The organism is Streptomyces sp. NPDC002076, assembly GCF_053593835.1.
Genome location: NZ_JBSFDI010000002.1, coordinates 440,674 through 466,670 on the forward strand (window position 1 = coordinate 440,674; position 25,997 = coordinate 466,670).

Sequence of the window (25,997 nt, forward strand, 5' to 3'; positions counted from 1 at the left end):
CCTCACCACGACGCCCTACGACAACGAGGTCCTCCCGTGACACCCACCCGCCGCACTCTCCTCGCCGCGCTGGCCGCCGTCGGCACCCTCGCCTCCCTCACCGCCTGCGGAGGCGGCTCCGGCTCCTCGTCCTCCTCCGGCGCGACCGGCGGGACGTACACCTTCTGGGACCCCTACCCGCAGTTCGACGCCTCCTCCCCGTGGGGCAAGCGCGTCAGCGCGTGCGGCACCAAGGCCGGGGCGAAGGTCAAGCGCATCGCGTACGACACCACGGACCTGGGCAACAAGGCCCTGCTGGCCGCCCAGCAGGGCAATGCGCCGGACGTGATGCTCGTCGACAACCCGGTGGTCTCGACGCTGGTGGAGGCGGGAATCCTCACCAAGACGAGCGACCTGGGCCTGGACACCAAGTCGATCCAGAAGAACATCATCGGCGCGGGCACCATCGACGGCTCCGCGTACGGAGTCCCGATCGGCGCCAACACCCTCGCCCTCTACTACAACAAGAAGGTCCTGTCCGCCGCGGGCGTCGACCCGGCCTCCGTCAAGGACTGGACCTCGCTCACCGCCGCGCTGAAGAAGGTCAAGGCGGCCGGGAAGAAGGGCATCACCTTCTCCGCGATCAACACCGAGGAGGGCAGCTTCCAGTTCCTGCCCTGGTTCTGGGGCGCCGGCGGTGATCTGACCAAGCTGAACTCGCCGAAGGGCGTCGCCGCGCTGTCCCTGTGGAAGCAGTGGGTGGACGAGGGATACGCGCCCAAGGACGTGCTGCAGAACACCCAGACCACCAGCTGGCAGGAGTTCGCCACCGGTGACTACGCGTTCGGCGAGAACGGCACCTGGCAGCTCGGCAACGCCGAGAAGGCCGGCTTCGGCTACGGGATCATCAACATCCCCGCGCAGAGCGGCGGTTCGGCGCCGGTGCCGACCGGCGGCGAGTTCGTCACCGTCCCCGTACAGAAGGACAGCGCCCGCTACGACGTCAGCAAGAAGATCGTCACCTGCCTCACCAGTGACGCGAACCTGCTGGCGTCCGACACGACCCTGATGTACGTCGCCCCCACGGCGGCCGTACAGGCCCAGCAGGTCAAGCAGAACCCCAAGCTCAAGCCCTGGGTGGACGCCGTGGCCGCGGCCCGTGGCCGGACGAGCGGCGGCCTCGGCACGAAGTACCCGACGATCTCCCAGCCGATGTGGACGGCCGTCCAGGCCGCGCTGTCGGGCGGCAAGAACCCGCAGGCCGCCATGGACACGGCGCAGGCCGCGGCCGCCAAGGGCTGAGTTCACATGACCATCGCCCGAGCAGACCGCCCGCAACGGTCCTTGGCAGCACCGAGGGCGAGCGGCGCCGACCCGCTGCTCCTGAGGCGCCGCAGGCTGCGCAGGAGCCGGCTGACCGCGTTCGCCTTCATAGCCCCGCTCGTCGCCTACCTCGTCGCGTTCTACCTCTACCCCCTCTACCGCAACCTCGATCTGAGCCTGCGCGACTACACCGTCCGCTCCTTCGTCACCGGTGACGCGCCGTTCTCCGGCTGGGACAACTTCCGCAAGGTGCTGGACGATCCGGCGTTCGGTCCGGCGATACGGCACACCATGGTCTTCACCTTCGTGTCGATCGCGTTCCAGTACGCCATCGGACTCGCCCTCGCGGTCTTCTTCAACCGGCGCTTCCGGCTGTCGGCCGTCCTGCGCGCGCTGTTCCTGATCCCGTGGCTGCTACCGCTGATCGTGTCGGCGTCGACGTGGTCGTGGATGTTCAACAGCGAGTCCGGGGTGGTGAACTACTTCCTGCACTTCCTCGGAGTGACCCCGGTCGGCTGGCTCACCTCGCCCGACTGGGCCCTGGCCTCGGTCGTCGTCGCCAACATCTGGATCGGCATCCCGTTCAACCTGGTCATCCTCTACAGCGGTCTGCAGAACATCCCGGCGGAGCTGTACGAGGCGGCGGCCCTGGACGGGGCGAGCGCCTGGCAGCAGTTCCGCCGGATCACGTTCCCGCTGCTGCGCCCGGTGTCGGCGATCACGCTGCTGCTCGGCCTCGTGTACACCCTCAAGGTCTTCGACCTGATCTGGATCATGACCAAGGGCGGCCCCGGCGACGCCTCCTCCACCCTGGCGACCTGGTCGTACCAACTGGGCTTCGGGACGCTGCTGCCCAAGTTCGGACCGGGTGCCGCGGTCGGCAACATCCTCATCCTCATCGCCCTCGTCTTCGGGCTGCTGTACGTCCGTGTCCAGAGGAGGCAGGAAGCGTGAACTCCCGTACGCGCTCCCGTGGTTACACCGCCGTCGCCGTTCTCCTCACCGCGCTGATGCTGTTCCCGGTGTACTGGATGCTGAACGTGTCCCTCACTCCGCAGCAGGACATGCGCAAGAACCCGCCGGATCTGTTCCCGCTGCATCCCACCTTCGAGGGCTACAAGGCCGTCCTCGACGACCAGATGCCCTACCTCGGCACGAGCCTGCTCATCGGTCTCGGCACCGTCGTCCTCACCCTGCTCCTCGCCGCTCCGGCCGGCTACTCCCTGGCCAAGCTCCGCCCACGCGGCGGTGGCACACTCGGACTGGCCCTGCTGATCGCGCAGATGATCCCCGGCATCGTCATGGCGATGGGCTTCTACGGCATCTTCCTCGACCTGGGCCTGCTCAACTCCTGGTGGGGCCTGATCGTCGCCGACTCCACCATCGCCGTGCCGTTCGGCGTCATGATCTTCACGGCGTTCATGTCCGGCATCCCCGGTGAACTCCTCGCCGCGGCCCGGGTGGACGGGGCGGGCACCTTCCGGGCCTTCTGGTCGGTCGTGCTGCCGGTCAGCCGCAACGCCGTCGTCACCGTCTCGCTCTTCAGTTTCCTGTGGGCCTGGTCCGACTTCGTCTTCGCCAACACCCTCGACGGCGGCGGCGACCTGAGGCCGATCACCCTCGGCATCTACAAGTACATCGGCAACAACAACCAGGAGTGGAACGCGATCATGGCCACCGCCGTCGTCGCGTCCGTCCCCGCAGCCGTCCTGCTGGTCCTCGCACAGCGCTATGTGGCCGCGGGTGTGACCGCGGGCGCGGTGAAGGACTGAGCAACGCAAGGACATCCCCCATCCCCTCCGTGAGGAAACCCTTCCATGAGCCGCACGACAGCCCCGGGCCCAAGACGCCACGCCCGTCTGACGGCCGCCCTCGGTACGGCCACGCTCACCGCCACCGCTCTGGCCACCGCCGCCCCCGCCCAGGCGGTGCCCACGTCCGCCACCACCCTGGTGGTCGACGCGGCCCGGACCCTCCGGCCGGTCACCCATGTCGCCACGGGCAGCCTCTACGGCCTGGCGGACGCGACGACCCCCGCCGACAGCCTCGTCACCCCGCTCAAGCCGAACACCTTCGTGCAGATGGCGCCGGGCGGCTCGCAGCTGCCTAACGGCGAGCCGAAGCCGGCGGGCGACGCGCTCGTCGTTGCACCGAAGGCGGCGAGGGCCGGCGCGAAAGTGGTCGTACGGATGCCCGACTGGTACCCGAACTTCCCCTACAAGTGGGTGAGTTGGAGCGACTGGCTGTCGGCGGTCGACAAGCAGGTCGCCTCGGTGAAGTCCTCCGGCGCCACGAACATCGCCGCCTACGAGCTGTGGAACGAACCCGACGGGACGTGGGACACCACCAACGCGGGCGCCTTCGACGCCGGTTGGACCCGCACATACAAGGAGGTGCGGTCGAAGGACGGCGGCACACCGATCCAGGGCCCGAGCTACTCCGCCTGGAACCAGTCGTGGATGTCACAGTTCCTGACCGACGCCAAGGCGAACGGGACCGTCCCCGACATCATCAGCTGGCACGAACTGCAGGGCAGCGCCGACATCGCCGCGCATGTCGCCGCGTACCGCTCGCTGGAGTCGAGCCTCGGCATCAGCGCCCGCCCGATCGCCATCGAGGAGTACGGCACCACCAGCGAGGTCGGTGTACCCGGACCGCTCGTCGGCTACCTGGCCAAGTTCGAGCGCGCGGGCGTCCACGACGCCGAGCTGGCCTTCTGGAACCACTACGGCACCCTCGGCGACACCCTCACCGACACCGGCGGCGCACCGAACGGCGCGTACTGGCTGTACAAGTGGTACGGCGACATGTCCGGCGACATGCTCGTCACCACGCCCCCCGCGCAGACGGGCATCGACGGGATCGCCTCCCGCAACAGCTTGGGCAACCAGATCAGCGTCATAGCGGGCGGCTGCACCGGCTCCTGCGCGGTCACCGTCAACGGCCTCGGCGCTCTGCCGGCCTTCGGCGGCATGGTGCATGTGAAGCTGGAGTACACCCCGTCCAAGGGCCGTACGACGGCGGTGTCCGGCCCGGTCACCATCTCCGACACCGACTGCACGGTCTCCAACGGCTCGATCACCGTCCCGGTGAGCATGAACGCCGCCGACGGCTACCACCTGACGATCACTCCCAGCGGCACATCCACCTCGCTGGCCGGCCGCTATCAGATCACCAACAAGAACAGCGGTCTGGCCCTGGACACCCAGAACGCGGGCACCGCGCAGGGCACGCCCGTCGTGCAGGCGACCTCGACCGCCGACACCGACCAGAACTGGACACTGGTGGCCGCGGGTTCGGGTCTCTACAAGATCGTGAACCAGAAGTCCGGCCTGTTCCTCGGCATCCAGAACATGAGCACGGCCGACGGCGGCACGGCCCTGATCTGGGGCGACAACGGAACCGCCGACCACCTCTGGCAGTTCGTCCCGTCCGGAGACGGCTACTACAAGATCGCCGACTACAACAGCGGGCTGCTGCTCGGTGTCGACAAGATGAGCACGTCCTCCGGCGCCCAGGTCCTCCAGTGGGCCGACAACGGCACCGCCGACCATCTGTGGAAGCTGACCGCACGCTGAGGCCGGGACCAGAGACGAGTACGCCCCCGGATGTCGGCCGGGGGCGTACTTCACGTGGTGGCGGCGGGGCCGGGCGGAAGGTGGACCGTCATGATCAGGTGGCAGGTCTTGGCGCCCGCGCCCCGGTAGGTGTGCGGGATGTCGCCGTCGAACGTGGCGGTCTGGCCGGCTTCGACGGTGTGTTCCGCGCCGTCGACGATCAGGGTCATGCGGCCCGAGGTGACACTGACGGTCTCCACGACGCCGGCCTGGTGGGGGTGGCTCGGATACTCCTCGCCCGGTTCCAGCCGCCAGCGCCAGACCTCGACCGGGGCGGGGCCGGAGGTCGTCAGCATGAGGCGGGCCTCGCTGCCGCGCTCTCCGGTCCACAGGGGCGCGACGGCGTCGCCGGACACCACGCGTACGCGGCCTTCGGGCGGCCCCTGCATCAGCGCAGATACCGAGATGCCGAGGGTGTCGGCCAGCCGGACCAGGGTGGCCAGATTGGGGTTGCCCTGGGCCTTCTCAAGTCCCACGAGGGCACCCTTGCTGACGTGGGCGCGCCGGCTGAGTTCGTCCAGGGACAGCCCGGCGCGGATGCGGGCCGCCCGGACGTTGTGCGCGACCGACCGCAGGGCGGCGGCTGTCTCGGCCACCTGATCACCGTCCTTACCTATGCCTTGAGTACTGGAATGTACTGCACGGTCATTCGGTTGACATGGAATGGTCGGTCCGTTGTACCATGTGGTCGTTCCGTTGACCTCGAGGATGTGCTGTGATCGCTCTGCTGCTGGCCCTGGGCAGCTCACTCGCGTACGGATGCGCCGACTTCCTCGGCGGCCTCGGCGCCCGCAAGGCCCATGTGCTGCGGACCGTGCTGGTCGCGGCCCCGGCCAGTCTCGCGGTCGAGCTGCTCCTGTGGCCGGTGCTCGGTGCCTCGTTCGGCTCCGGAGCCCTCGCCTGGGGTGCCGCGTCCGGGGTCGCCTCGGCCGCCGCGTTCGCCCTGCTCTACCGCACCCTGGCGCTCGGCCCGATGAACGTCCTGTCGCCGGTGACCGCGCTGGTCTCCGCCGCGCTGCCCGTCGCCGTCGGCCTGCTCCAGGGCGAGCAGCTGACCGTCGCCGGGCCGGTGGGACTGCCGCTCGCCCTGGTCGCGGTGGTGCTGGTCAGCGCCGGGCACGGTGCGGGCTCGGCCCGCCCGTCCCGCACGGCGCTCCTGCTGGCCCTCGGCGCCGGCACCGCCATCGCCCTCCAGCTGATCTTCCTGCACCAGGCGCCGTCCGGCAGTGGCGTGGCCCCGCTGATCATCGGCCGCGCCGTCTCCTCGGCCGTCACACTCGCCGCCGCGGGGCTGCTGCGCCGCAGGCTGGGCACGGAACGTCCGGCGTACGCCATGTCGGCGGCCGTCGGCGTGCTGGACTCGGTGGCCAACCTGCTGTTCCTGCTCGCCGCCCGCAGCGGGGACCTGACCGTCGTCGCCGTGATCACCGCCCTCTACCCGGCCGGCACGGTCCTGCTCGCCCGCGGTGTGCTCGCCGAACGCATCCACCGCGGCCAGCTCGTCGGCCTGGGCGCCGCCGCCGTGGCCGTCAGCCTCCTGGCCCTGACCTGAGCAGGCCGGAACGACAAAGGAGAAGAGCATGCTCGTTCACCCCTGGGACGCCGCCCTGGAAGATGCCGAATGGCAGACCTGGATCGCCGGCGGCCACGATTTCGGACAGCTCGGCGTCAACGGCCTGCCGGGCAACCCGCCCACGGTCGTCCCCACCCACTTCACCTGCTACGGCAGCCACCTCCTGGTCCACCTGGCCAAGCCCAACCCGCTCTGGCAGGCGATCGAGCACGACCCGAACGTCGTCCTCACCGTCATCGGCGATTACGCCTTCATCCCCGGCCCCTGGCGCGCCAGGCCCGGCACCCCGCCCACCGACGGCGTCCCCACCAGCTACTACGCGGCCGTCCAGTTCACCTGCCGCGCCCATGTCGTCGACGACCCCGAGGCCAAGGCCGATCTGCTGCGCCGTCAGCTCGCCCACTTCCAGCCCGGCGGCGACCACGCCCCCGTCGCCGTGGACCAGCCGCCGTACGGCCGGATGCTGTCCGGCATCCGCGGCCTGCGCCTGGAAGTCACCGATGTGCGGGCCAAGTTCAAGTACGACGACCACAAACCGGTCGAGCACCGGGCCGCTGTCGCCGACCGCCTCACCGAGCGCGGCCAGGGCCTGGACGTGCCCACCGCACGCCAGCAGTTGCGCCGCCTCGATCGCATCGGCCCCTGGCAGCCCTGAGCCGCCCCGTCCGCACACAGGAAACGGAACCTCCGCGCATGCCCGCCTTCCGCCTCGCCCCCGCCGTCGCACAAGCCTTCCCCGGCACCCTCATCGCCCTGGTCACCGCAAGTGGACTGCGCGGCCATGAGCCCTGGCCCCACACCGCCGCCGCTCTGGAGGAGCTGGAGCGGCAACTCGCCGACGGCACCTGGCACCCCGCCGACGAGACCGACCCCCGCATCGAGGCCTGGCACGCCGCCTACCGCTCCTTCGGCACCAACCCCCGCCGTATCCGCCCCAGCGTCGACGCACTCGGCCGACGCCTCGCCAAGAAGGGCAGCCTGCCGCGCATCAACCCGGCCGTCGACTCCTACAACTCGGTCTCCGTCCGGCACGGTCTCCCGGCCGGCGCCTTCGATCTGGCCCATGTCATCGGTGACGTGGACATCCGCCACGCGGACGGCACCGAGTCCTTCACCCGGCTCGGCGAACCCGACACCGTCGAGAACCCCAAGCCGGGCGAGGTCGTCTACGCCGACACCACCGGCGTCCTCACCGGCCACTGGAACCACCGCGACGCGCACCGCACCCGCGTCACCGAGGACTCCACGCACATCGCCTTCGTCCTCGAAACCCTCCACGCGGACCGGGACGGCGACCTCCTCAAGGTCGCGGCCGACGAGCTGCAGGGTCTGCTCGCCCCGCACGCCGACCAGACCGCCGTGCACCACCTGAGCCCGACCCAGCCGCAGGCCACTGTCTGAGCCCACGGGACGAGGGGGTGGAGTGTCGGCGCCGGTCACAAGTTGATCATGTGTCCGGCCAGGCCGTGGACCGCCTCCTGGAGCGCCTCGCCGAGCGTCGGGTGGGCGTGGACGTTGCGGGCGATCTCATGGACGGTGAGGTCCCACTGCTGGGCCAGGGTCAGCTCGGGCAGCAGCTCGGTGACGTCCGGGCCGATGAGATGCCCGCCGACCAGCTCGCCGTACCTCGCGTCGCTGATCAACTTCACGAAGCCGGTGGCGTCGCCCAGGCCGTGCGCCTTGGCGTTCGCCGTGAACGGGAACTTCGCCACCTTGACGTCGTAGCCCCGTTCGCGCGCCTGCGCCTCGGTGTAGCCGAAGCTGGCGATCTGCGGCTGGCAGAAGGTGGCCCGCGGGATCATCGCGTAGTCCAGCTCCATGGTCTCCGCGTCCGCGAGCGTCTCGGCGGCGATCACGCCCATCGCCTCGGCCGCGTGTGCGAGCATCAGCTTCGCGGTGACGTCCCCGATGGCGTAGAAGTGCGGCACGTTCGTACGGCAGCGGCCGTCGACGTCGATCGCGCCGCGCTCGGAGACCTGCACGCCGGTGTTCTCCAGGCCGAAGCCGGTCACGTTGGGGGCGAAGCCGAGCGCCTGGAGGACCTTGTCGGCCTCGAGGATCTGCTGGGAACCGTCCTTGCCGGTGACGGTGACACGGACCCGGGGGCCCGACTCGTCGATGGAGTCGACGCGAGTGGAGGTGAGCGCGTCGATGCCCAGCCTGCGGTACTGCTTGGCGAGCTCGGCGGAGACCTCGGCGTCCTCCAGCGGGGCGAGGCGGTCCAGGAACTCGACGATCGTGACCTTCACGCCGTAGCTGTGCAGGATGTAGGCGAACTCAACGCCGATCGCGCCGGCGCCCGCGATGATGATCGACTGCGGCAGGTCCTCGGCGAGGATCTGCTCCTCGAAGGTGACCACGCGGGAGGTGCGCCGGGTGCCGGGCAGCAGTTTGGGTGTGGCACCGGTGGCGATGATGCAGTGGTCGAATCCGATGGTGCGCGGGTCGCCGTCGGAGCCGGACACCTGGAGGGTGTGCGGGTCCAGGAACGTGCCGTGACCGTCGATCTCCGTGATCTTGTTCTTCTTCATCAGGTAGTGCACGCCCTTGACCCGGCCGTCGGCGACCTTGCGGCTGCGGCGGAACGCCTCGCCGTAGTCGAAGGACACCTGTCCGTCGACGCGGATGCCGAAGGTCTTCGCCTCGCGGGTGACGATGTGCGCCAGCTCGGCGTTGCGCAACAGGGCCTTGGTCGGGATGCAGCCCACGTTCAGGCAGATGCCGCCCCAATACTTCCGCTCGACGACGGCGACGCGTTTGCCCAGCTGGGCGGCGCGGATCGCGGCCACATAGCCACCGGGGCCGGCCCCGAGCACCACCACGTCGAAGCGGTCGTCCTGCTCGTCCACCATCGATGCCTCCTGCAGTGGGATGCGTTCGGGCTCCGGCCAGAGTTCCCCGTTCGACGCCGGCGGCAAACAGCGGGGTCATCCCGGCGGTCGTGGCCTTCACCCGCGCGACCGGGGATCTTCTCGATGACCGACGCCTGGTTTACCCTTCAACCATGTGGGTGCCGTGAGGAGGTCGCACCATGACGGAACTCGGCCTGGCCGACACGGTCGGCATCCTGCGACAGCCCGGTGTGCGGACACGACACAGCAGCTCAGGGCTCGGATGGGACCGGCTGTATCTCTCCGCGCAGGTGGAGCAGCCCTACCGTGCCGCCTTCGACCCGGCCCCCACCCATCTGCTGATCCTGCACCTCAGCGGCCCCGTCACCGTACGGCGGGGGCACGGTGCGGACAGGCGGTCCCGGGCCATCCCGGCCGGGGGGCTCTTTCTGCAGCCGGCCGGCCGGAGTCTCGCCGTGGAACTCGGCGGGCGGCTGGACACCATCCACGCCTACCTCACGGACGACGTCCTGCGCGACGCGAACGGCGGACGGCCCGTGGAGCTGACCGAGGAGCTCGGGACCAGCGACCCACTCGCCGAGCAGCTCGTGCTCGCGCTGGAGAACGCGGTCCGCTCCTGGGAGCCCTCGGCCCGCACCTACACCGACCAGCTGACCGGGATGCTCGCCGCGCAGCTCGTACGCCGCCACGGTGTCCGCGCACAGGCGCCTGCGCCCGACCGGTCCGGGCTGTCCGACCGGCAGCTCGCCGCCGTCCGCGACCTCATGGAACAGCGCCTCGCCGAACCGCTGCCGATCGCGGACCTCGCCACGTCGGCCTCGCTGAGCCCGAGCCAGTTCACCCGGAGGTTCCGGGCGAGCACCGGCCAGTCGCCCCACCAGTTCCTGCTCAAGCTGCGCCTGGAGGCCGCGTGCCGGCTGCTGCGCACCACCTCCACCCCGATCGTGGACGTGGCCGCCGCCTGCGGCTTCTCCCACCAGGAGCACCTCACCCGGGTCATGCGCGCCCGACTGGACACCACCCCGGCCGCACTGCGCCGCTCCGGCTGAGGCGGCCCCTCACAGCCTCTCCTCAGCGCTCCAGGACCAGGGCCAGCGCCTGGCCCACCCCGATGCACAGCGCCGCCAGACCCGTGCCGGTGCCCGCCGCGGCCAGCTGGTGCGCGACCGCTCCGGTGATACGGGCGCCCGACGCGCCCAGCGGGTGGCCGATGGCGATGGCGCCGCCGCGCGGGTTGACCACCTCGGGGTCGAGTTCCGGCAGCGCGGCCAGGCAGGCCAGCGCCTGGGCGGCGTAGGCCTCGTTCAGCTCGATCGTGTGCAGATCACCGGGGGCGACCGCCGACTTGTCGAGCACCTTGCGGATGGCGTCGACCGGTCCGAGTCCGAAGTACTGCGGCTCGATGCCCGTCACTGCCGCCGCCCGCACCCGGGCCAGGGGCTCGCGGCCGATCGCCGCGAGTCCCTCCTCGTCGGCGAGCAGCAGCGCGGCCGCACCGTCGTTGAGCGGTGAGGCGTTGCCGGCCGTGATCGTGCCGTCCGTGACGAAGGCCGGCTTGAGCTTGGCGAGTGCCTCCAGGGAGGTGTCGTCCCGGATGCCCTCGTCGCGGGGCAGATCCACCCCCTCGACGGGGACGACCTCTCCCGCGTACCGGCCCTCGCGCCAGGCGCGGGCCGCGTTGCGGTGGCTGGCCAGGGCGAACGCGTCCTGCGCGTCCCGGGTGACGGCGTACTTGGCGCCGACCAGTTCCGCGCTCTCGCCGAGCGGGATCGTCCACTGCGCCGGCATCCGAGGGTTCACCATCCGCCAGCCGAGTGTGGTCGAGTACAGCTGCTGGTCCTTCGCCGGGAAGGCCCGCTCCGGCTTCGGCAGCACCCAGGGCGCCCGGCTCATCGACTCCACACCGCCCGCCACCGCGATGGACGCGTCGCCGAGCGCGATGGCGCGGGCCGCCTGGATGACGGCCTCCATTCCGGATCCGCACAGCCGGTTGACCGTGGCGCCGGGCACGCTGACCGGGAGTCCGGCGAGCAGGACGGCCATGCGGGCCACGTCGCGGTTCTCCTCGCCCGCGCCGTTGGCGTTGCCGAGCAGCACGTCGTCGATGCGCGCGGGGTCCAGGCCGGGGCTGCGGTCGACCAGGGCGCGCAGCACACCGGCGGCCAGGTCGTCCGGGCGTACGCCCGCCAGGGCACCGCCGTAGCGGCCGAAGGGGGTACGGACGGCGTCGACTATGTACACGTCACGCGGTCGCTCGATCATCGGTTGCTCCCAACAGGCCTGACGAGGAGTGGGGTATGGGCGGCGATCCGGTCGGCCGCGACACCCGGTGCGATCTCGACGAGTTCGAGCCCGTCCGGCGTGACGTCGAGGACGCACAGGTCGGTGATGATCCGGTCCACGCAGCCACGGCCCGTCAGTGGCAGCGTGCACTCCTGGACGATCTTGGAGGTGCCGTCCTTCGTCAGGTGCTCCATGAGCACCACGACCCGGCCCGCGCCGTGCACCAGGTCCATGGCGCCGCCCATCCCCTTGATCATCTTTCCGGGGACCGCCCAGTTGGCGAGGTCGCCGCCGACCGAGACCTGCAGCGCGCCCAGGATGGCGGTGTCGATGTGGCCGCCGCGGATCATGCCGAAGGAGAGCGAGGAGTCGAAGAAGGACGCCCCCGGCCGTACGGTCACGGTCTCCTTGCCCGCGTTGATGAGGTCGGCGTCGACCTCCTCGGGCGACGGGTACGGCCCGACGCCGAGCAGCCCGTTCTCCGAGTGCAGGACGACATCGACGCCCGCCGGCAGGAAGTCCGCCACGCGGGTGGGCAGCCCGATGCCCAGGTTGACGTAGTCGCCGTCCTTCAGCTCGCTCGCGGCGCGCGCCGCCATCTCGTCCCTGCTCCAGCTCATCGCTCGCGCACCGTCCTCTTCTCGATTCCCTTGTCGGCCGCCTGTTCGGGGGTCAGGGCGACGACACGCTGCACGAACACCCCCGGCAGATGGATCTCGTCGGGGCCGAGTACGCCCGGCTCGACCAGCTCCTCCACCTCGGCGACGGTGATGCGCCCGGCCATGGCGGCCAGCGGGTTGAAGTTGCGCGCCGCGCGCCGGAAGACGAGGTTGCCGTGGCGGTCCCCGCGCGCCGCCCTGACCAGCGCGTAGTCCGTGGTGATGGCGTGTTCCAGGATGTGGTCCACGCCGCCGAAGGACCGCACCTCCTTGGGCGGCGAGGCCACGGCGACCGAACCGTCCGGGGCATAGCGCCACGGCAGTCCGCCCTCGGCGACCTGGGTGCCGACGCCGGCCGGGGTGTAGAAGGCCGGGATGCCCGCGCCGCCCGCGCGCAGCCGCTCGGCGAGCGTGCCCTGCGGCGTCAGTTCGACCTCCAGCTCGCCCGCGAGGTACTGGCGGGCGAACTCCTTGTTCTCGCCGATGTACGAGCCCGTGACCCGGGCGATGCGGCCGGCGGCCAGCAGGATGCCGAGGCCACGGCCGTCGACGCCACAGTTGTTCGACACGACTGTCAGGTCGCTCGCCCCGCCGTCGTACAGGGCGCCGATGAGCACCTCGGGGACGCCGCTCAGCCCGAAGCCGCCGACGGCGAACGACCGTCCGTCCGTCACGTCCGCCAGGGCCTCCTCGGCCGTGGCCATCACCTTGTCCATCCCGGTCTCTTCCGTTCTCTTCCGTTCAGCCCTACCGGGCCAGCACCCGGCGCAGCGCGCCGAGCAGCTCGTCCTGGGCCGACTGCGCGGTCTCGGGGGCGGTGGCGCGGCGCCAGGCGACGTGTCCGTCCGGGCGCACCAGCAGCACACCGTCCTCGGCGATCTCGCTGACGCGGCTCCATTCGCCGTACAGGTCACGGAAGTTGTCGTCACCGACGCGCACCATCCGCAGCGGGACGCCGAGTTCTGTCCGGCACGCGGCCGCTGCCGAGTCCCAGACGCCACCCGACAGGCCGGTCAGCACGGTGAAGGTGCCGTCACCCACGACGTCCAGCGTGGACAGGCGCTCGCCCTGCCCGTCGACGAGCCACGCGTGCGGGAGCTTCGCACCCGGCCGGGTGGTCGGCTGGGCCACCAACTCCCGGTCCCCTGCCCAGACTTCGGCGGGCCCGTCGTCGGGAAGCACCGCCGAGGAGACGTAACGCTGGTTCATCTCGACGCCGTGCGCGTTGAACTCGTAGTTCTTGAGCTGGATCGCCTCTTCGAGCAGGCGCCGCTTCTTGGCGCCCTCGGGCGTCGGCGCGGATATCGCGTCGAGCCCCTCGGTGATCGCCGCGTGGTCGGCGCCGCCACCGATGCCGAGCACCTCGAAGATCGGGCCGAACTGGTCGCGGCTGAGGTTGGCCCGCTCGACGATCTGCCGCCCGACGGGGGCCCGTTCGGCGGAGTAGGTCTCCAGCAGCTCGGGGCCGGCCTCGCCGCGGACCACCATGGCGAGCTTCCAGGCGAGGTTGTACGCGTCCTGGACGGAGGTGTTGGAGCCGAGTCCGTTGGACGGCGGGTGCCGGTGCACCGCGTCGCCCGCACAGAAGACCCTCCCCGACGAAAACACCGAGGCGTAGCTGTGGTTGACGGTCCACAGCGAGGTCGACGTGATCTCCACCGGCAGGTCGGGATCGCCGATGAGATCGCGCACGATCTGCCGCGCCGACTCCGCGTCCACCTCCGGCGGCGGCTGCTCGATGTCGTACCCCCACACCAGCAGCCACTCGTTCCACGGCCGGACCATGCGGACCAGGCCCATGCCGATGCCGCCGGTCTCCGCCCCGGGCTGCAGCACCCAGTACAGGACGCTCGGCCGGTGCGCGCAGTACCGGGTGAGGTCGGCCTTGAAGACGATGTTCATGCTGCCGGCCTTGGCCATCTGGCCCTCGAAGGGGAGGCCGAGCTGCTCGGCGACCGCGCTGCGCCCGCCGTCCGCGCCGATCAGGTAGCGGGCCCGTACGGTGAACTCGTCGCCGCGGACCCGGTCGCGCAGCAGCGCGGTGACGCCGTTCTCGTCCTGGGTGAAGCTGAGGAACTCGGTGTCGAAGCGCACCTTGGCGCCGCGGGCCGCAGCGTTGTTCACCAGGATCGGCTCCAGGTAGGTCTGCGGCAGGTCGATCATCTCGCAGGGGCTCTTCACCGCGTATTCGCTGGCCGTCGCCGGGCCCGTGCCCCAGCTGCGGATGCGGCCGATCTCGTGCCCGGTCAGCGCGGTGCACAGCACCGTGTCGCCCATGAGGTGGGAGGGGCTGCCCACGGCCAGCGCCTCGGATTCCACCCCGAGGTCGCGCAGGACCTCCATGGTGCGCTGGTTGGTGATGTGCGCCCGCGGGGTGTTCGCCAGCCAGCCGTACTTCGTCACCAGCAGGGTGCGGATGCCGTAGGTGGCGAGCAGCAGCGCGGCGGAACCGCCGGCGGGGCCGCTGCCGACGACGAGGACGTCGGTGTCGTACGTGTCGTGCGTTTCGGTCGTGGTCATGGGTGGGCGCTCCTCGGTCATCCGGCCAGGGGGGCGAGACGGAAGGTGTATTCGAGCCGGCGCCACTCGCCGTCGACCCGGCGGCCGTCGGGGGTGGGGCCGGTCTGCGGCGCGAAGTCGACGATGAGCTCGTCCTTGACGCCGAAGACGGTGTCGCTGTCCATGTAGGCGCCGCCGGACACGAACAGCTGTGTGATGAGCCGGCGGTGGCCTGGCGCGTCGAACATGAAGTGCAGGTGGGGCGCGCGGTAGGGGTGGCGCCCGATCGCGTCGAGCATCTGCCCGACCGGTCCGTCCCCCGGGATCGGGTACTCCGAGGGCAGGATGGACCAGAACGTGATCCGCCCCTCGGCGTCGGTGCGCAGCCGGCCGCGCAGCACCGGCCCTTCCAGCTCCGGGAGTTGGACGTCGTAGAAGCCGTCCTTGTTGGACTGCCACACGTCCACGACCGCGCCCTTGATGGGCTCACCGTCGGTGTCCGTGACGCGCGCGTCCACCCGGAGCGGGGTGCCCGGCAGCCCTCCGGAGATGTCCCCGCCGTTGGCGGTCTCGGGCGGGCCCTCCACATAGAAGGGACCGAGCACTGCCGACGGAGTGGTGTCGGGTGTACGGGAGTTGGTGAGCAGATCCACGGCGCTGGAGACGCCGAGCGTGTCCGACAGCAGCACGAACTCCTGGCGGGTCGGGCTGCAGATCTGGCCGGTGCGGGTGAGGAAGTCGATGGCGTACTGCCACTCGTCCTCAGTGACGTCGTTGGCGGCGACGAAGGTGTGCAGATGCCGGACCAGGTCGCTCAGCAAGGCGCGGACGCGCGGGTCGGAAGCCTGCGCGAAGCTGTCCACGACGCGTTCGGTGAGACGGGCCAGCTGGGCCTGCGTGGAGGGGGGACCCTCGGGGCGGTGTCCGTGCCAGGCGCCGGCCAGCAGTTCCGCGATGCCCTCGGTCGTCAGCTCGCGCGGGTTCGGGTACGGCGTCGAGGTGGCCAGCTCGGTCGCGCGGGCGAGGCCGGACTCCGGCATGCCGAGGTCGCGCAGCGCGGTGGGACCGCCCAGGGAGGCGATCAGGTCGTACACGCCGCTCGGGGCGTCGGGCACGCCCAGGGCGTCGGCGATGCGGCGCATCACGTCGGGCACCGCGGGCGCGTTGTAGGCCATGGCGTGCGGCAGCACGACGGTGTGGGTCTCGGCGTGCGGCAGGTCGAAGCTGCCGCCGAGGGTGTGGCACAGCTTGTGGTGCAGGCCCATACCGACCGTGGCGAGACACGTCCCGGCGAGCCAGGCCGCGTGCAGCAGGTCGGCACGCGCGTCCAGGTCGGCCGGGTCGGCGGCGAGTCGGGGGAGCGCCCGGGCGATGCGGGAGATCGCGTCGAGGGCCTGCTGGTCGGTGACGGGGTTCGCGTCGGCGGAGTACAGGGCCTCGACCGCGTGGGCGAGGGCGTTGACGCCGCTCGTGACCGACATGGACAGCGGCAGGGTGAGGGTGAAGTCGACGTCGTAGATCACCGTCTCGGGCAGGATCTCCGGGGACGACTGCGTGACCTTGCGGCCGTCCCGCGTCTCGCCGAGCACAGGGGTCACCTCGGAGCCGGCGTAGGTGGTCGGCAGGATCACCTGCGGCAGTCCCGTGCGCAGGGCCAGCGCCTTCGACAGCCCGGTGGTCGAACCACCACCGACGGCGACGACGCAGTCCGCCGAGGACTCCTTGAGCACCTCGAGAGCCCGCTCGGTCACCTCGACCGGCGTGTGCATGGCCGCGCCGTCGAACTCCGCCGCCAGGAGGCCGCCGAGCGCGTCGCGCACCCGTGCGGAGGCCTCCGCGAGGGGCCCACTGGCCAGCAGCAGCACCCGGGAGCAGCCGAGCCGCTCGACCTCCTCGCCGAGCCGGTCGACCGTGCCGGCACCGAAGACCACCCGCGCCGGGTGGGATGTGTAGACGAACGTCCGCATGGAACTCTGCCTCCGCGTGTCATCCGGTCCCGTCGGTTCCTTGAGCCACCGAGTATGCGAATGACATCCGCGTTAACTCCTGCACGATCCGCGCGCTCCACTGCACGAAACACGCGTGCGTGCCGCGACCGGCCGCCAGGATCGTCCCGGCTTCCGAGCCGGTACGACCCTGCCGAGTGTGATCGGCGGGGCCGGCACGGTGGAGCGGGCACTGGTGCGGGGGCCCGCGCTGCGCCCGCGGGTGGCGGTGCTCGACGTGCGTCTGCGCGACGGCGACGGTGTGACCGTCTCCCGGGAACTGCGCTCTCGGATGCCGACTTGGCCTGCCTGATGTCGACCTCCTTCGACGACGAGGAGGCCCGCCTGGATCCGGTACGTCGGTGGGCATGCCGGACAACCGTTGGCACGTTCTTGCCCTCTTCCTCTGTGACCGAGAGGGGGACCATGAGGGCGAGCTGGCAACGGGTGGTGGCCGTCGGCGCATGCGGCGGAGTGCTGACGTGTGGGGGCTTGGTGCAGCCGGCGGCGGCCGGCGAAGACCCGCCGAGGATCAGCCAGGCGTACGCGGACCCACACCCCGGAGAGGCCATCGGTATCGATCTGCTCAACTACGACTGGAAGCCGGGCGTGCACCTGGTGGCCGAATCACCGGTCTTCGCGGCACCGATCCCGATGGACAACCAGGCCGGGAACACCGGCGGGTTCGGTTTCAAGGCGCCCATCCCGGCGTCGGCCAGACCCGGATCGTATCCGCTCGTCGTCAAGGCCCGAGGCAAGGTCGTGGCCCGTGACACCATCGATGTCAAGCCGATGAAGGGTCCGTCCATCGAGGTGGACGGCGGCAACCCGAGGCGGCCGGGCATGACGGTGAATGTCTTCTTCGACGACCTGTTCCCCGGTGAGCGTGGGTATGCCTTCACAGCTCACTCCACGGCGTTCACCTCGCCGGTCCGCCTCGCACACGACAAGAAGTCCTGGAACAACACCCGCACTTTCAACGCCTTCGACGTGCCGCTGCGGTACACCCTCCATGACGGGACGTACGCGGTATGGGTGACCGATGCGGCCGGCAAGCGGAAGGCCGAGGCCAGGCTGGAGATCCGCTCGGCCCGCCCCGGCGACGACGACTACGTGGGCAAGGCCAGGGGCCCCGCGTTCTTCGGGAAGCAGGGCTATCTGTACGACGCCCGGGCCAAGGGCTTCACGATCGCGGCGGGCCGGACGGTGTACGTCAGGTGGGACGACGCGCACCCGGACCTCGGGGAGGAGGAGCGGATGACCGCGACATCGCCGGCGTTCCAGACCCCGGCCAAGCTGACATTCGACGTACCCAAGGGCCATGAGGGGGACGACCCGCTCTTCTGGGGCCCGGCACGGATCAAGCCCGGCCTGAAGCCGGGCAGGTATCCCGTCACCGTCGTCAGCCACCACGGGCGGGTGACGCAGACCGGCTACCTCACCGTCACCCAGGGCTCCGCTCGCGACGACGGCGGGCAGAAACTGCCGACCGCCGCGTGGGCGGGTGCGGCCTGCGGAGCCTTCGTTCTGGGCGCCGCCGCAGTGCTGATGGCTCGGCGGCGCAGGCGGGCGCCCCTGTCCTGACCGGCGACCGGCGCCCCGATACGCCGCCGTCGTGTTTCGCCACGGCTGAGGGAGTGGGTCCACGACCTATGCCCGGCCTGGTGAGCGCCGGACTAACGTGAGGGAAACGTGTGCCGGGGCTCCGGAACCCAGCCAAGGCCGTGCCGGCGGGAGGTGTGCATGTCCGTGCAGATCCCGGGGCGTATGCCGACCGCGGCGCGCCTGGTGACATGGTTGCGGGATCGCGATCCGGATCTGGCGGCGACGCGGCGCGCCGCGCGGACCGCGATCGTCATGCCGACCCTGTTCGCGCTGTGCAGTCAGGTGCTCCACTCTTCGACGATGGCGAGTTTCGCCGGGTTCGGGTCCTTCTCGATGCTGCTGCTGGTCGACTTCAGCGGTCCGATGGTGGAGCGGCTGCGGGCGCAGACGGCGCTCGCGGTGGCCTGGGCGGTGCTGATCTGCGTGGGGACACTGGTGGCGCGCCAGACCTGGCTCGCCGTCGCCACGACGCTACTGGTCGGCTTCGTCGTCCTGTTCTCCGGCGTCGTCAGCTCACTCCTGGCGGGCAGCACGACCGCGCTCCTGCTGGCGTTCGTCCTGCCGGTCACGACACCGGTGCCGCTGTCCCAGCTGTTCGACCGCCTCGCGGGCGTCGGGCTGGCGGCAGCGGCGGCGCTGCCCGCGGTCTGCCTGCTGTGGCCGCGACCCGTCGCCGACACGCTCAGCGCGCCTGCCGCCCGGGTCTGTCGTGCCGCCGCCGCACAGCTGCGCACGGACGCCGCCGGCCTGGGCGGACTCGGACCCGTGGCCGACGCCGCGCAGCGCCGGGCGGCAGCCGACCGGACCGCCGACGCCGGCGCGGAACTGCGGCGTGTCTTCGACACCACCCCGTACCGCCCGACCGGCCTGTCCACGACCTCGCGCGCCGTCGTCCGGCTGGTCGACGAGCTGACCTGGGTGAGCATCATCCTGGCGGACCGACCCGCCCACACCGACGGGTCCCCGGCCTGCGACCCCGCCGCGCGCACGGCGCGCCTCGTGGCCGCGGACGTCCTCGATCACGCCGCCGACCTCCTGACGGACATGCGCGGGGACGCGGGCCCGCTGCGCACCTCCATGGAGAAGCTGCGAGCGACCATCGCAGGGATGGAGAAGACCTCCACCACGCGCCTGCCCGCCGGCCCCCCGCTCGGTGACAGCCCGGCGGAGATCTACGCGTTCATCGCCACACTCGACCCGTCCTTCCGCGCCCAGGAGCTCGGCTACGCCGTCCTGCAGATCGCCGACAACGTCGAACTGGCCGCCACCGCATGGCAGCGCCCCTGGCCCGACCGGCTCCTCGGCCGCGAACCGGCCGCGCTGACCGCGCCGCTGGCCCTGGCCCGCGAAAGGGCCGCGGCGCATCTCGGACCACGCTCGGTATGGCTGCACAACAGCCTGCGCGGCGCCGTCGGACTCGGCATCGCGGTGCTCCTCGCCGACCTGACCGGGGTACAGCACTCCTTCTGGGTACTGCTGGGCACCCTGTCCGTGCTGCGCTCCAACGCGCTCAGCACCGGCCAGAGCGCCCTGCGTGCGGTGCTCGGCACCGTGCTCGGCTCCTTCGTCGGCGCCGGGCTGCTGCAACTCATCGGGCACCACGGCACCGGCCTGTGGTTCCTGCTCCCTCTCGCCATCCTGGTGGCCGGCATCGCCCCCGCCGCCGTCTCCTTCACCGCGGGGCAGGCCGCCTTCACGGTCACCCTTGTCGTGCTGTTCAACATCGGCCAGAACCCCGACTGGCACATCGCCCTGCTCCGCGTGCAGGACATCGGTCTGGGCTGCGCCGTCAGCATCATCGTCGCGCTGTTCTTCTGGCCCCGTGGTGCCACGGCCGCTGTCCGCACGGCTCTCGCCGAGGCGTACACCGACAGCGCCCGCTACCTCGTCGACGCCGTGGACTTCGCCCTGGCCCACTGCACCTCCGCGGGGACCCTCGACGAACCCGCGCGGCAGAGCCGCGAGGCGGCGGCCGCCGCCCGCCGCCTCGACGACGCCTTCCGGACCTACCTCGCCGAACGCGGCGCCAAGCCCCTGTCCATGGCGGACATGACGACACTGGTCACCGGCGTGGCCGCCCTGCGGCTGGCCGCCGATGCCGTCGTCTCCCTGTGGCGGGGGTGCGGTCCGGTACTCGGGGACGCCGCCCAGACCGATGCCCATCGTGCAGTCCTCGGCGCCGCTTCCCGCGTCGCGCAGTGGTACCGCGGCTTCGCGGCGAGCCTCAGCCGGCGTGCGCCCTCCCCGGACCCCGTCCAGTTGCATCCCGAGTCCGCCGCCCGGCTCGTGGAATCCGTCCGCACCGACCTGGTCGACGGCGGGGGCCAGGCCACAGCCACCGCCGTCCGCATCATCTGGACCCGTGATCACGTCGACGTCGCCCGCCGCCTCCAGCCCGGCCTGGTCGCGGCAGCCCAGGGACGTGTCGGCCACTCACCCGCCGGGTGCCGCGCTCGTGTGTCGGGCCGCTGAGCAGAGGCAGGCGTCGACGTCGATCTGGGGGGCAGATCGTGCCGAGGACGATGTGGCGGCTCCCGGCGAGGTACTCGAAGGCCGCCCGGCGGTGTCGGCAGCCCGTCCAGGTGTGTGCTGCCTCGGTCTGGGGCGACCATGGATGGAGGCAGAAGACCCGCCGGTACGGCACGAGCCGAGGCGCCGAGCGGGAGGGAAATGAGGCATGGGCACGACGGACTCCTCCCGAGCGGGCGACGCTCGGTCAGTGGCGGGTCGGTCAGTGGCGGGTCCCGCTGGCCCGCCCAGCGGCCTGCTCGACCTGCTGGGCGTCGCCGCGGTGGTGCTGAACGCGCAGGGCCGGGTGGTCCTGTGGAGTCCGAAGGCCGAGGAACTGTTCGGCTACACCGCGGCGGAAGCGCTGGGTCAGTACGCGGCTGTGCTGACGGTCCACGAGGAGTACCGGGACGAGGTGATCAAGCTGTTCGCCGAGGTCCTGCAATCCGGCACCGACTGGGCCGGGGCCTTCCCGATCCGGCACAAGGACGGCAGCACCCGCCTGGTGGAGTTCCGCAACATGCGGCTGATGGACGACCTCGGTGACACCTATGTCCTGGGCCTCGCCGCGGACCAGGCGGCCGTGGAGCGGGTCGAGCGAGATGCCGCCCTGGCCATGCGCCTGGTGTCACAGTCCCCGGTCGGGCTGGCCCTGCTGGACCCGGACCTGCGGTACCTGGCTGTGAACCCTGCTCTCGAACGCATCACCGGTCAGTCCGCCGCCGAGCGTCTCGGCCGGCCGGTGGGCGAGGTTCTGACCTACCTGGACACGGACCCCGAGGCACGGCTGCGCCGGGTCCTGGAGACGGGCGAGTCGGTGGTGGACCGGAACATCGTCTGTCGTCCCCCCGCCGACCCGGACCACGACCATGCCTGGTCCGTCTCGTACTACCGGCTGGAGGATTCCGCCGGGCGGGTGCTGGGCCTGGCCTACTCCGTCATCGATGTCACCGAGCGCCATCGAGCCGCTGCCGAGGCGGCGCGGGCCCGGCAACGGCTCGCACTGATCGCCACGGCTTCGGCGTCCGTGGGCACCACCCTCGACCTGGAGACGACGGCGTGCGAGCTCGCCGACGTCGTCGTACCGGTCCTGGCCGACGTGGCGGTCGTGGACGTGCTCGACAGTGCCCTGGACGGCCGGACCGCGCCAGGTGAGGGCCCGGCCCTCTTCCGCGCCCTCGCCGTCCGCGCGGCCCACTCCGCCGAGGCGGACCGGGCGGCCGACCCGCCAGGGGGACTCGCCCCCTACGGCAGCGACCGGCTGATCACCCGGTGCGTGCGCACCCGGCAGCCGGTCCTGGTGTCCCACACCACCAGTGAGGATCTTGAGCGCATCGCCCGACACAGCGAGGCCGCGTCCCTCCTGGCGGCGGCCGGCGTTCACTCCTACCTGACCGTACCGCTCATGGCCCGGGGCGAAGTCCTCGGCGCCCTCGACCTCAAACGCACCCGGAACCCGGCACCTTTCGACGAGGACGACGCCTTCCTCGCCTGGGAGTTGGCCTCCCGAGCCGCGGTCTGCATCGACAACGCCCGCGGATACCAGGCCCAGCGCCGGGCGGCCCTCACCCTCCAGCGCAGTCTGCTTCCCGAGCCCGCATCGCGCCTGCCCGGCCTGGAGGTTGCCTGCCGCTACCAGCCCGCCGGCGCCACGAGCGAGATCGGCGGCGACTGGTACGACGCCATACCTCTCCAGGGTGACCGAACCGCCCTGGTCGTCGGGGACGTCATGGGCAGCGGTATCAAAGCCGCCGCCACCATGGGGCAACTGCGCAGCGCCGCCCGTGCCTTCGCGGAACTCGCCCTCGCGCCCGCCGAGGCCCTGCGTCACCTCGACCACCTCACCGAAGGCGTCGAGCAGACCATCACCACCTGCATCTACTGCGTCTACGACCCTCACCAGGGCCAGTGCGAGATCTGCCTCGCCGGCCACCTGCCCCCGGCCCTGATGCGGCTGGGGCACCCGGCTCGGCTGCTCGACCTTCCCACCGGCGCACCGCTGGGCGTCGGCGGGGTCCCCTTCGAGGCCGCCACCATCCCCTTCCGCCCCGGCGACGAGCTGGTCCTCTACACCGATGGCCTGGTGGAAACCCGAAGCGAACCCATCGACGCTCGCCTGGACGCCCTCCTCGACGCCCTCACCGTGTCACGCGGCCACGATCTGGAAGCCACCTGCGACCGCGTCCTGGAGATTCTGCGCTCGCCCGGTCCTGAGGACGACGTCGCGCTGCTCATGGCCCGAGCCCTGTCCTGAGCGACTCCACGATCACTTCGGATACCGGCTTCGACGCCTCTTTGACGAGGTGCCCAGCCGGTTCGAGGCCGAGCTCGGCCGGCATGACGTCACCGTCTCCCCGTGGGGCGTGATGATCAGCGTCTTCCCCGGCCCGACCGACGGAGACCGGGGCCCTCGTCCCGGTACTGGCCGCTGTCGCCGACCGCAACGACGCCCACTGCTTCGGCTCGCTCGACGCCCGTCGGCGTCGACAGCTGGAGGAGTGGATCCGGCACCTCGTCGATCGCCCCTGCGGGCAGGTCTACGCCTTCCTCGCCGACCCCGCGAACCGGCCCAAGTGGGCCGTGGTCAACGTTCGGTCCATCGAGCCCGCCGACGACCCCGACTGGTGGCTCATGTCCACCCCGCTGGGACGGGCCAGACTGCGCCTGCGTGCCAACGCCGAGTTCGGCATCCTCGACCACGACTACGTCGTCGACGTCGCCTGGACACCGAGCTGGCCGCCCTCAAGCGGGTTCTCGAAAGCGACCCGTCGTGACCCCCACGTGAGGACGGGGCGCTCGGCGCGGTGCCGTGCCCGTCACAGCATCACGTGCTTGGCCTGGGTGTACTCGAGCAGGCCGGTGAGGGACAGGTCGCTGCCGTAGCCGGAGTGCCGTACGCCGCCGTGCGGCAGCTCCGAGACCGTGGTGCCGTGGGTGTTGACCCAGACGATGCCCGTGCGAAGCGCGCGGCAGGTGCGCATGGCGCGGTCGTGGTCGCGCGTCCACACGCTCGCGGCCAGACCCTGGGGCACGGCGTTCGCCATCCGGAGCGCCGCCCGAGGGGAGCGCACGCCGTTGACCCGGTGCGGATCGAATGCCCGGAACCGCTAGAGATCTGCCGGGCGGGTAAACCCGTAGGAGCGCTCGACCTTGGCCACGTGGAGTGAGAACGAGGCATACCAGTGCTCGCGTCCGTGCGCACGGGCCAGGGCGTGCTCGGCGTGATCCCGCCACGCGGCAATCGACTCCTCGTCCCTCCAGTACGACACCGTGATCCCCAGGCCATCCGCACCGCGAGCGGAATCGACACCGAGGAATCCCGGCTGGTCGGCAGCCAGTTTCATCATCCGCTCGTCTCTCTCTGCGTAGCCGTTGTCGCCGGCGGTCCGCACGGCGGTGAACACCACGGCGTAGTAGGGAGGGGCGGGCAGCGAGGCGGGCGCAGCAGTATCGGTCACGGACGTCCTCCAGCAGACGACACCGGCAGTATCGCCTCAAACGATCTCGCGCACCCACCTGAACTCACAACCCTGCTCCGGGCGGTGCCCCGTTCTGGTGGTCCGGCCTGGCGTCAGGGATGCGTCAGAGCCCTGTCAGCCGCTCCTGCCAAGGTTGTTGATGTGAACGGCGGTGCGGGAGAACGGACCGCCGGGAGCATCGGGAGAGGTGCCCGGAGCGGCTTATCGGGGACCAGTGAGCAACGCTGCACGGTCGGATCCCTCGGGATCCACGCAGGTTCGAATCCTGCCCTCTCCGCCCCACGACCCACATCGGACCGGCCAGTCTCACGTCCCTGGTGTGATGCGCTTGCAAAAGCACACGCGATCCTGGCCGGGGCCGTCGTAGTCGCTGTGCACCGGCAGGCCGCCAAGGTCGCGGTCGCCCGCTTCGAGATCGAACCCCATGGCCCGGTGAAACGCGATGGATCCGGCATTCACCGGCGAGGTGATCGCGCGCACCCGCCGGCGGCCCGCTTCGGCGGCGCGCTCAAAGAACGCCGTGTACAGGCTGCGAGCCACGCCCTGCCCGCGCAGGCTCGGGCTCACTCCCACGAAGTGGACATAGGCATCATCCTCGTTGTCCGCGGAATAGAAGCCGACCAGGAAGGCTTTGATGCCCTCATCGTCTTCCACCACCAGGCTGGTTCGGGAGAAGAACTGCAAGAACAGCTTCGGCAACAACAGGGACAACTCACGGGACTGTTCAGGCGTGCGTGAGTCGCCCCACCACTTCTGCACGCATTCGACGATCCTGCCGTGGTCGGAGACACGAGCCTGTCGCATGTCTGACATTTCCCTCCCTTTTGGACGTAAGTGTCACGCCCCCGATCGGGGCAGTTGTGCGGCGGTGTGTTCCAGCAGTATCTCCAGGGCGGCCGGATAGGCGCTGTGCGGCATGTAGCGGGCGAGCAGGTGTGCCGTGGCGGCGATGTTCGGATGCGACTCGGCGGGCAGGCGCGCATAGGTGGAGTGCCACATCTCCTCGTCGCCCGCACGGGCCTCGTCCGCCAGCGCGAGCGATCCGGCGTCGAGCGCGGCGAAGGCGAGACTCTGGTCGATGAAGGCGTGGTACACGCGGACCGCCACGGGGTCGGGCAGCCCGGCGCCGCGCAGGATGCCGAGGATGGTCTCGTCCACCGCGATCTCGCGAGGCCTTCCGGTGACCCGGCTGGCGGTGAGGACGGCGGCCTGCGGGTGGGCGAGGTAGGAGGCGTGGATGGCGAGGCCCAGCGCGCGCAGGTCCGTGCGCCAGTCCCCGGTGGCCGTCCAGCTGTCGAGAGCCCTGCCCATCAACTCGTCCCCGATGGCCCGGGCCAGATCGTCCATCCCGGCGAAGTAGCGGTAGAGGGTGCTCGGATCGGCGCCCAGCGCCGCACCGAGGCGGCGTGCCGTCAGCCCGGTGCTGCCGTGCTCCCGCAGGACCCGGAGGGCGGTCTGCACGATGATCTCCTCCGACAGCACGGTGCCGCCGCGCGTGGGCCGCCGCCGCTGCCGTGCCGCCTCCGGCACCACCTGCTTCGCCATCTCGGTCGTCCTTCCGCCGCCGGCCGCGAGTCGCCTGCGCCCACCCTCCGCCTGACCTGCCTTATGCCAACGGGGTTGACCTTACATCCC

General features: G+C 71.0%; 22 protein-coding genes and 2 pseudogenes. 13 read left to right on the forward strand and 11 right to left on the reverse strand.

The features are described 5' to 3' along the window. Positions 1-36: 36 nt before the first annotated feature. The 4 genes from ACWCQS_RS06285 to ACWCQS_RS06300 are packed head-to-tail and all read left to right on the forward strand — an operon-like array spanning position 37 to position 4,880. Positions 37-1,281, forward strand: coding sequence for a sugar ABC transporter substrate-binding protein (locus ACWCQS_RS06285; RefSeq protein ID WP_451003359.1), 1,245 nt, complete (start codon positions 37-39; stop codon positions 1,279-1,281). 6 nt (positions 1,282-1,287) lie between these two features. Next, positions 1,288-2,256 (forward strand): carbohydrate ABC transporter permease, encoded by a 969-nt coding sequence (locus ACWCQS_RS06290; RefSeq protein ID WP_451003360.1) that lies wholly within the window; start codon positions 1,288-1,290, stop codon positions 2,254-2,256. A 56-nt stretch (positions 2,257-2,312) separates the two neighbouring features. Continuing rightward, positions 2,313-3,074 carry a carbohydrate ABC transporter permease gene (locus tag ACWCQS_RS06295; RefSeq protein WP_451003520.1) on the forward strand — a complete coding sequence of 254 codons (762 nt, stop codon included), beginning with the start codon at positions 2,313-2,315 and terminating at the stop codon, positions 3,072-3,074. 45 nt (positions 3,075-3,119) lie between these two features. Continuing rightward, positions 3,120-4,880 (forward strand): RICIN domain-containing protein, encoded by a 1,761-nt coding sequence (locus tag ACWCQS_RS06300; RefSeq protein ID WP_451003361.1) that lies wholly within the window; start codon positions 3,120-3,122, stop codon positions 4,878-4,880. 50 nt (positions 4,881-4,930) lie between these two features. Here the strand turns inward: ACWCQS_RS06300 and ACWCQS_RS06305 are convergent, their stop codons facing one another. Next, positions 4,931-5,515, reverse strand: coding sequence for a helix-turn-helix domain-containing protein (locus ACWCQS_RS06305; RefSeq protein WP_451003362.1), 585 nt, complete (start codon positions 5,513-5,515; stop codon positions 4,931-4,933). A 119-nt stretch (positions 5,516-5,634) separates the two neighbouring features. Between ACWCQS_RS06305 and ACWCQS_RS06310 the strand changes: the two genes are divergently transcribed. The 3 genes from ACWCQS_RS06310 to ACWCQS_RS06320 are packed head-to-tail and all read left to right on the forward strand — an operon-like array spanning position 5,635 to position 7,893. Beyond that, the gene (locus ACWCQS_RS06310) at positions 5,635-6,471 is read left to right on the forward strand and encodes an EamA family transporter (protein WP_451003363.1); all 837 of its coding nucleotides are present in this window, start codon (positions 5,635-5,637) and stop codon (positions 6,469-6,471) included. A 28-nt stretch (positions 6,472-6,499) separates the two neighbouring features. After that, complete coding sequence (locus tag ACWCQS_RS06315; RefSeq protein WP_451003364.1) at positions 6,500-7,147, forward strand: FMN-binding negative transcriptional regulator; 648 nt, start codon at positions 6,500-6,502, stop codon at positions 7,145-7,147. Between the two features lie 38 nt (positions 7,148-7,185). Then, positions 7,186-7,893, forward strand: a complete 708-nt coding sequence (locus ACWCQS_RS06320) for a B3/B4 domain-containing protein (protein WP_451003365.1) — start codon at positions 7,186-7,188, stop codon at positions 7,891-7,893. Positions 7,894-7,928: 35 nt separating this feature from the next. Here the strand turns inward: ACWCQS_RS06320 and lpdA are convergent, their stop codons facing one another. Then, positions 7,929-9,341 carry a dihydrolipoyl dehydrogenase gene (lpdA, locus tag ACWCQS_RS06325; RefSeq protein ID WP_451003521.1) on the reverse strand — a complete coding sequence of 471 codons (1,413 nt, stop codon included), beginning with the start codon at positions 9,339-9,341 and terminating at the stop codon, positions 7,929-7,931. A gap of 182 nt (positions 9,342-9,523) precedes the next feature. Here lpdA and ACWCQS_RS06330 point away from each other — a divergent pair, with 182 nt between their 5' ends. Continuing rightward, positions 9,524-10,393, forward strand: a complete 870-nt coding sequence (locus ACWCQS_RS06330) for a helix-turn-helix domain-containing protein (protein WP_451003366.1) — start codon at positions 9,524-9,526, stop codon at positions 10,391-10,393. Between the two features lie 22 nt (positions 10,394-10,415). Here the strand turns inward: ACWCQS_RS06330 and ACWCQS_RS06335 are convergent, their stop codons facing one another. Genes ACWCQS_RS06335 through ACWCQS_RS06355 form a run of 5 tightly spaced genes read right to left on the reverse strand, consistent with a single transcriptional unit; the run spans position 10,416 to position 16,752 of the window. Next, complete coding sequence (locus tag ACWCQS_RS06335; RefSeq protein ID WP_451003367.1) at positions 10,416-11,606, reverse strand: thiolase family protein; 1,191 nt, start codon at positions 11,604-11,606, stop codon at positions 10,416-10,418. Next, positions 11,603-12,247, reverse strand: coding sequence for a CoA transferase subunit B (locus tag ACWCQS_RS06340; protein WP_451003368.1), 645 nt, complete (start codon positions 12,245-12,247; stop codon positions 11,603-11,605). Before ACWCQS_RS06340 ends, ACWCQS_RS06335 begins: the two co-directional genes overlap by 4 nt. Beyond that, the gene (locus ACWCQS_RS06345; protein WP_451003369.1) at positions 12,244-13,002 is read right to left on the reverse strand and encodes a CoA transferase subunit A; all 759 of its coding nucleotides are present in this window, start codon (positions 13,000-13,002) and stop codon (positions 12,244-12,246) included. Before ACWCQS_RS06345 ends, ACWCQS_RS06340 begins: the two co-directional genes overlap by 4 nt. Before the next feature lie 31 nt (positions 13,003-13,033). Further along, a complete protein-coding gene (locus tag ACWCQS_RS06350; RefSeq protein ID WP_451003370.1) occupies positions 13,034-14,806 on the reverse strand; it encodes an FAD-dependent oxidoreductase in 1,773 nt (590 codons plus the stop codon). A gap of 17 nt (positions 14,807-14,823) precedes the next feature. Next, positions 14,824-16,752 carry a maleylacetate reductase and hydroxyquinol 1,2-dioxygenase domain-containing protein gene (locus tag ACWCQS_RS06355; protein ID WP_451003371.1) on the reverse strand — a complete coding sequence of 643 codons (1,929 nt, stop codon included), beginning with the start codon at positions 16,750-16,752 and terminating at the stop codon, positions 14,824-14,826. Positions 16,753-16,927: 175 nt separating this feature from the next. Here ACWCQS_RS06355 and ACWCQS_RS06360 point away from each other — a divergent pair. The 4 genes and pseudogenes from ACWCQS_RS06360 to ACWCQS_RS06375 all read left to right on the forward strand — a co-directional run. After that, positions 16,928-17,127 (forward strand): annotated as a pseudogene (locus ACWCQS_RS06360) (DNA-binding response regulator); the annotation flags it as partial. 69 nt (positions 17,128-17,196) lie between these two features. Next, complete coding sequence (locus ACWCQS_RS06365) at positions 17,197-18,354, forward strand: hypothetical protein (RefSeq protein WP_451003532.1); 1,158 nt, start codon at positions 17,197-17,199, stop codon at positions 18,352-18,354. Positions 18,355-18,513: 159 nt separating this feature from the next. Beyond that, positions 18,514-20,847, forward strand: a complete 2,334-nt coding sequence (locus ACWCQS_RS06370; protein WP_451003372.1) for an FUSC family protein — start codon at positions 18,514-18,516, stop codon at positions 20,845-20,847. A gap of 205 nt (positions 20,848-21,052) precedes the next feature. After that, on the forward strand, positions 21,053-23,137 hold the full coding sequence (locus ACWCQS_RS06375) for a SpoIIE family protein phosphatase (RefSeq protein ID WP_451003373.1): 2,085 nt from the start codon (positions 21,053-21,055) through the stop codon (positions 23,135-23,137). A gap of 562 nt (positions 23,138-23,699) precedes the next feature. Here ACWCQS_RS06375 and ACWCQS_RS06380 read toward each other — a convergent pair. Both ACWCQS_RS06380 and ACWCQS_RS06385 read right to left on the reverse strand, forming a co-directional pair. Beyond that, positions 23,700-23,954 (reverse strand): aldehyde dehydrogenase family protein, encoded by a 255-nt coding sequence (locus ACWCQS_RS06380; protein WP_451003374.1) that lies wholly within the window; start codon positions 23,952-23,954, stop codon positions 23,700-23,702. 36 nt (positions 23,955-23,990) lie between these two features. Then, positions 23,991-24,341 carry an antibiotic biosynthesis monooxygenase family protein gene (locus ACWCQS_RS06385; protein ID WP_451003375.1) on the reverse strand — a complete coding sequence of 117 codons (351 nt, stop codon included), beginning with the start codon at positions 24,339-24,341 and terminating at the stop codon, positions 23,991-23,993. A gap of 202 nt (positions 24,342-24,543) precedes the next feature. Between ACWCQS_RS06385 and ACWCQS_RS06390 the strand changes: the two are divergent. Then, a pseudogene (locus ACWCQS_RS06390) lies at positions 24,544-24,639 on the forward strand. 29 nt (positions 24,640-24,668) lie between these two features. Here ACWCQS_RS06390 and ACWCQS_RS06395 read toward each other — a convergent pair. Further along, positions 24,669-25,166: an N-acetyltransferase family protein gene (locus ACWCQS_RS06395; RefSeq protein ID WP_451003376.1), complete on the reverse strand. Its 498-nt coding sequence runs from the start codon at positions 25,164-25,166 to the stop codon at positions 24,669-24,671. 33 nt (positions 25,167-25,199) lie between these two features. Next, positions 25,200-25,907 carry a TetR/AcrR family transcriptional regulator gene (locus ACWCQS_RS06400; protein ID WP_451003377.1) on the reverse strand — a complete coding sequence of 236 codons (708 nt, stop codon included), beginning with the start codon at positions 25,905-25,907 and terminating at the stop codon, positions 25,200-25,202. Positions 25,908-25,997 lie beyond the last annotated feature (90 nt).

Coding starts and splice junctions, on each gene's coding strand:
- ACWCQS_RS06290 (WP_451003360.1), top strand. CDS start 1,288: ATGACCATCGCCCGAGCAGACCGCCCGCAACGGTCCTTGGCAGCACCG.
- ACWCQS_RS06295 (WP_451003520.1), top strand. CDS start 2,313: ATGCTGTTCCCGGTGTACTGGATGCTGAACGTGTCCCTCACTCCGCAG.
- ACWCQS_RS06300 (WP_451003361.1), top strand. CDS start 3,120: ATGAGCCGCACGACAGCCCCGGGCCCAAGACGCCACGCCCGTCTGACG.
- ACWCQS_RS06315 (WP_451003364.1), top strand. CDS start 6,500: ATGCTCGTTCACCCCTGGGACGCCGCCCTGGAAGATGCCGAATGGCAG.
- ACWCQS_RS06320 (WP_451003365.1), top strand. CDS start 7,186: ATGCCCGCCTTCCGCCTCGCCCCCGCCGTCGCACAAGCCTTCCCCGGC.
- ACWCQS_RS06330 (WP_451003366.1), top strand. CDS start 9,524: ATGACGGAACTCGGCCTGGCCGACACGGTCGGCATCCTGCGACAGCCC.
- ACWCQS_RS06335 (WP_451003367.1), bottom strand. CDS start 11,606: ATGATCGAGCGACCGCGTGACGTGTACATAGTCGACGCCGTCCGTACC.
- ACWCQS_RS06340 (WP_451003368.1), bottom strand. CDS start 12,247: ATGAGCTGGAGCAGGGACGAGATGGCGGCGCGCGCCGCGAGCGAGCTG.
- ACWCQS_RS06345 (WP_451003369.1), bottom strand. CDS start 13,002: ATGGACAAGGTGATGGCCACGGCCGAGGAGGCCCTGGCGGACGTGACG.
- ACWCQS_RS06350 (WP_451003370.1), bottom strand. CDS start 14,806: ATGACCACGACCGAAACGCACGACACGTACGACACCGACGTCCTCGTC.
- ACWCQS_RS06355 (WP_451003371.1), bottom strand. CDS start 16,752: ATGCGGACGTTCGTCTACACATCCCACCCGGCGCGGGTGGTCTTCGGT.
- ACWCQS_RS06365 (WP_451003532.1), top strand. CDS start 17,197: ATGAGGGCGAGCTGGCAACGGGTGGTGGCCGTCGGCGCATGCGGCGGA.
- ACWCQS_RS06370 (WP_451003372.1), top strand. CDS start 18,514: ATGTCCGTGCAGATCCCGGGGCGTATGCCGACCGCGGCGCGCCTGGTG.
- ACWCQS_RS06375 (WP_451003373.1), top strand. CDS start 21,053: ATGGGCACGACGGACTCCTCCCGAGCGGGCGACGCTCGGTCAGTGGCG.
- ACWCQS_RS06395 (WP_451003376.1), bottom strand. CDS start 25,166: ATGCGACAGGCTCGTGTCTCCGACCACGGCAGGATCGTCGAATGCGTG.
- ACWCQS_RS06400 (WP_451003377.1), bottom strand. CDS start 25,907: ATGGCGAAGCAGGTGGTGCCGGAGGCGGCACGGCAGCGGCGGCGGCCC.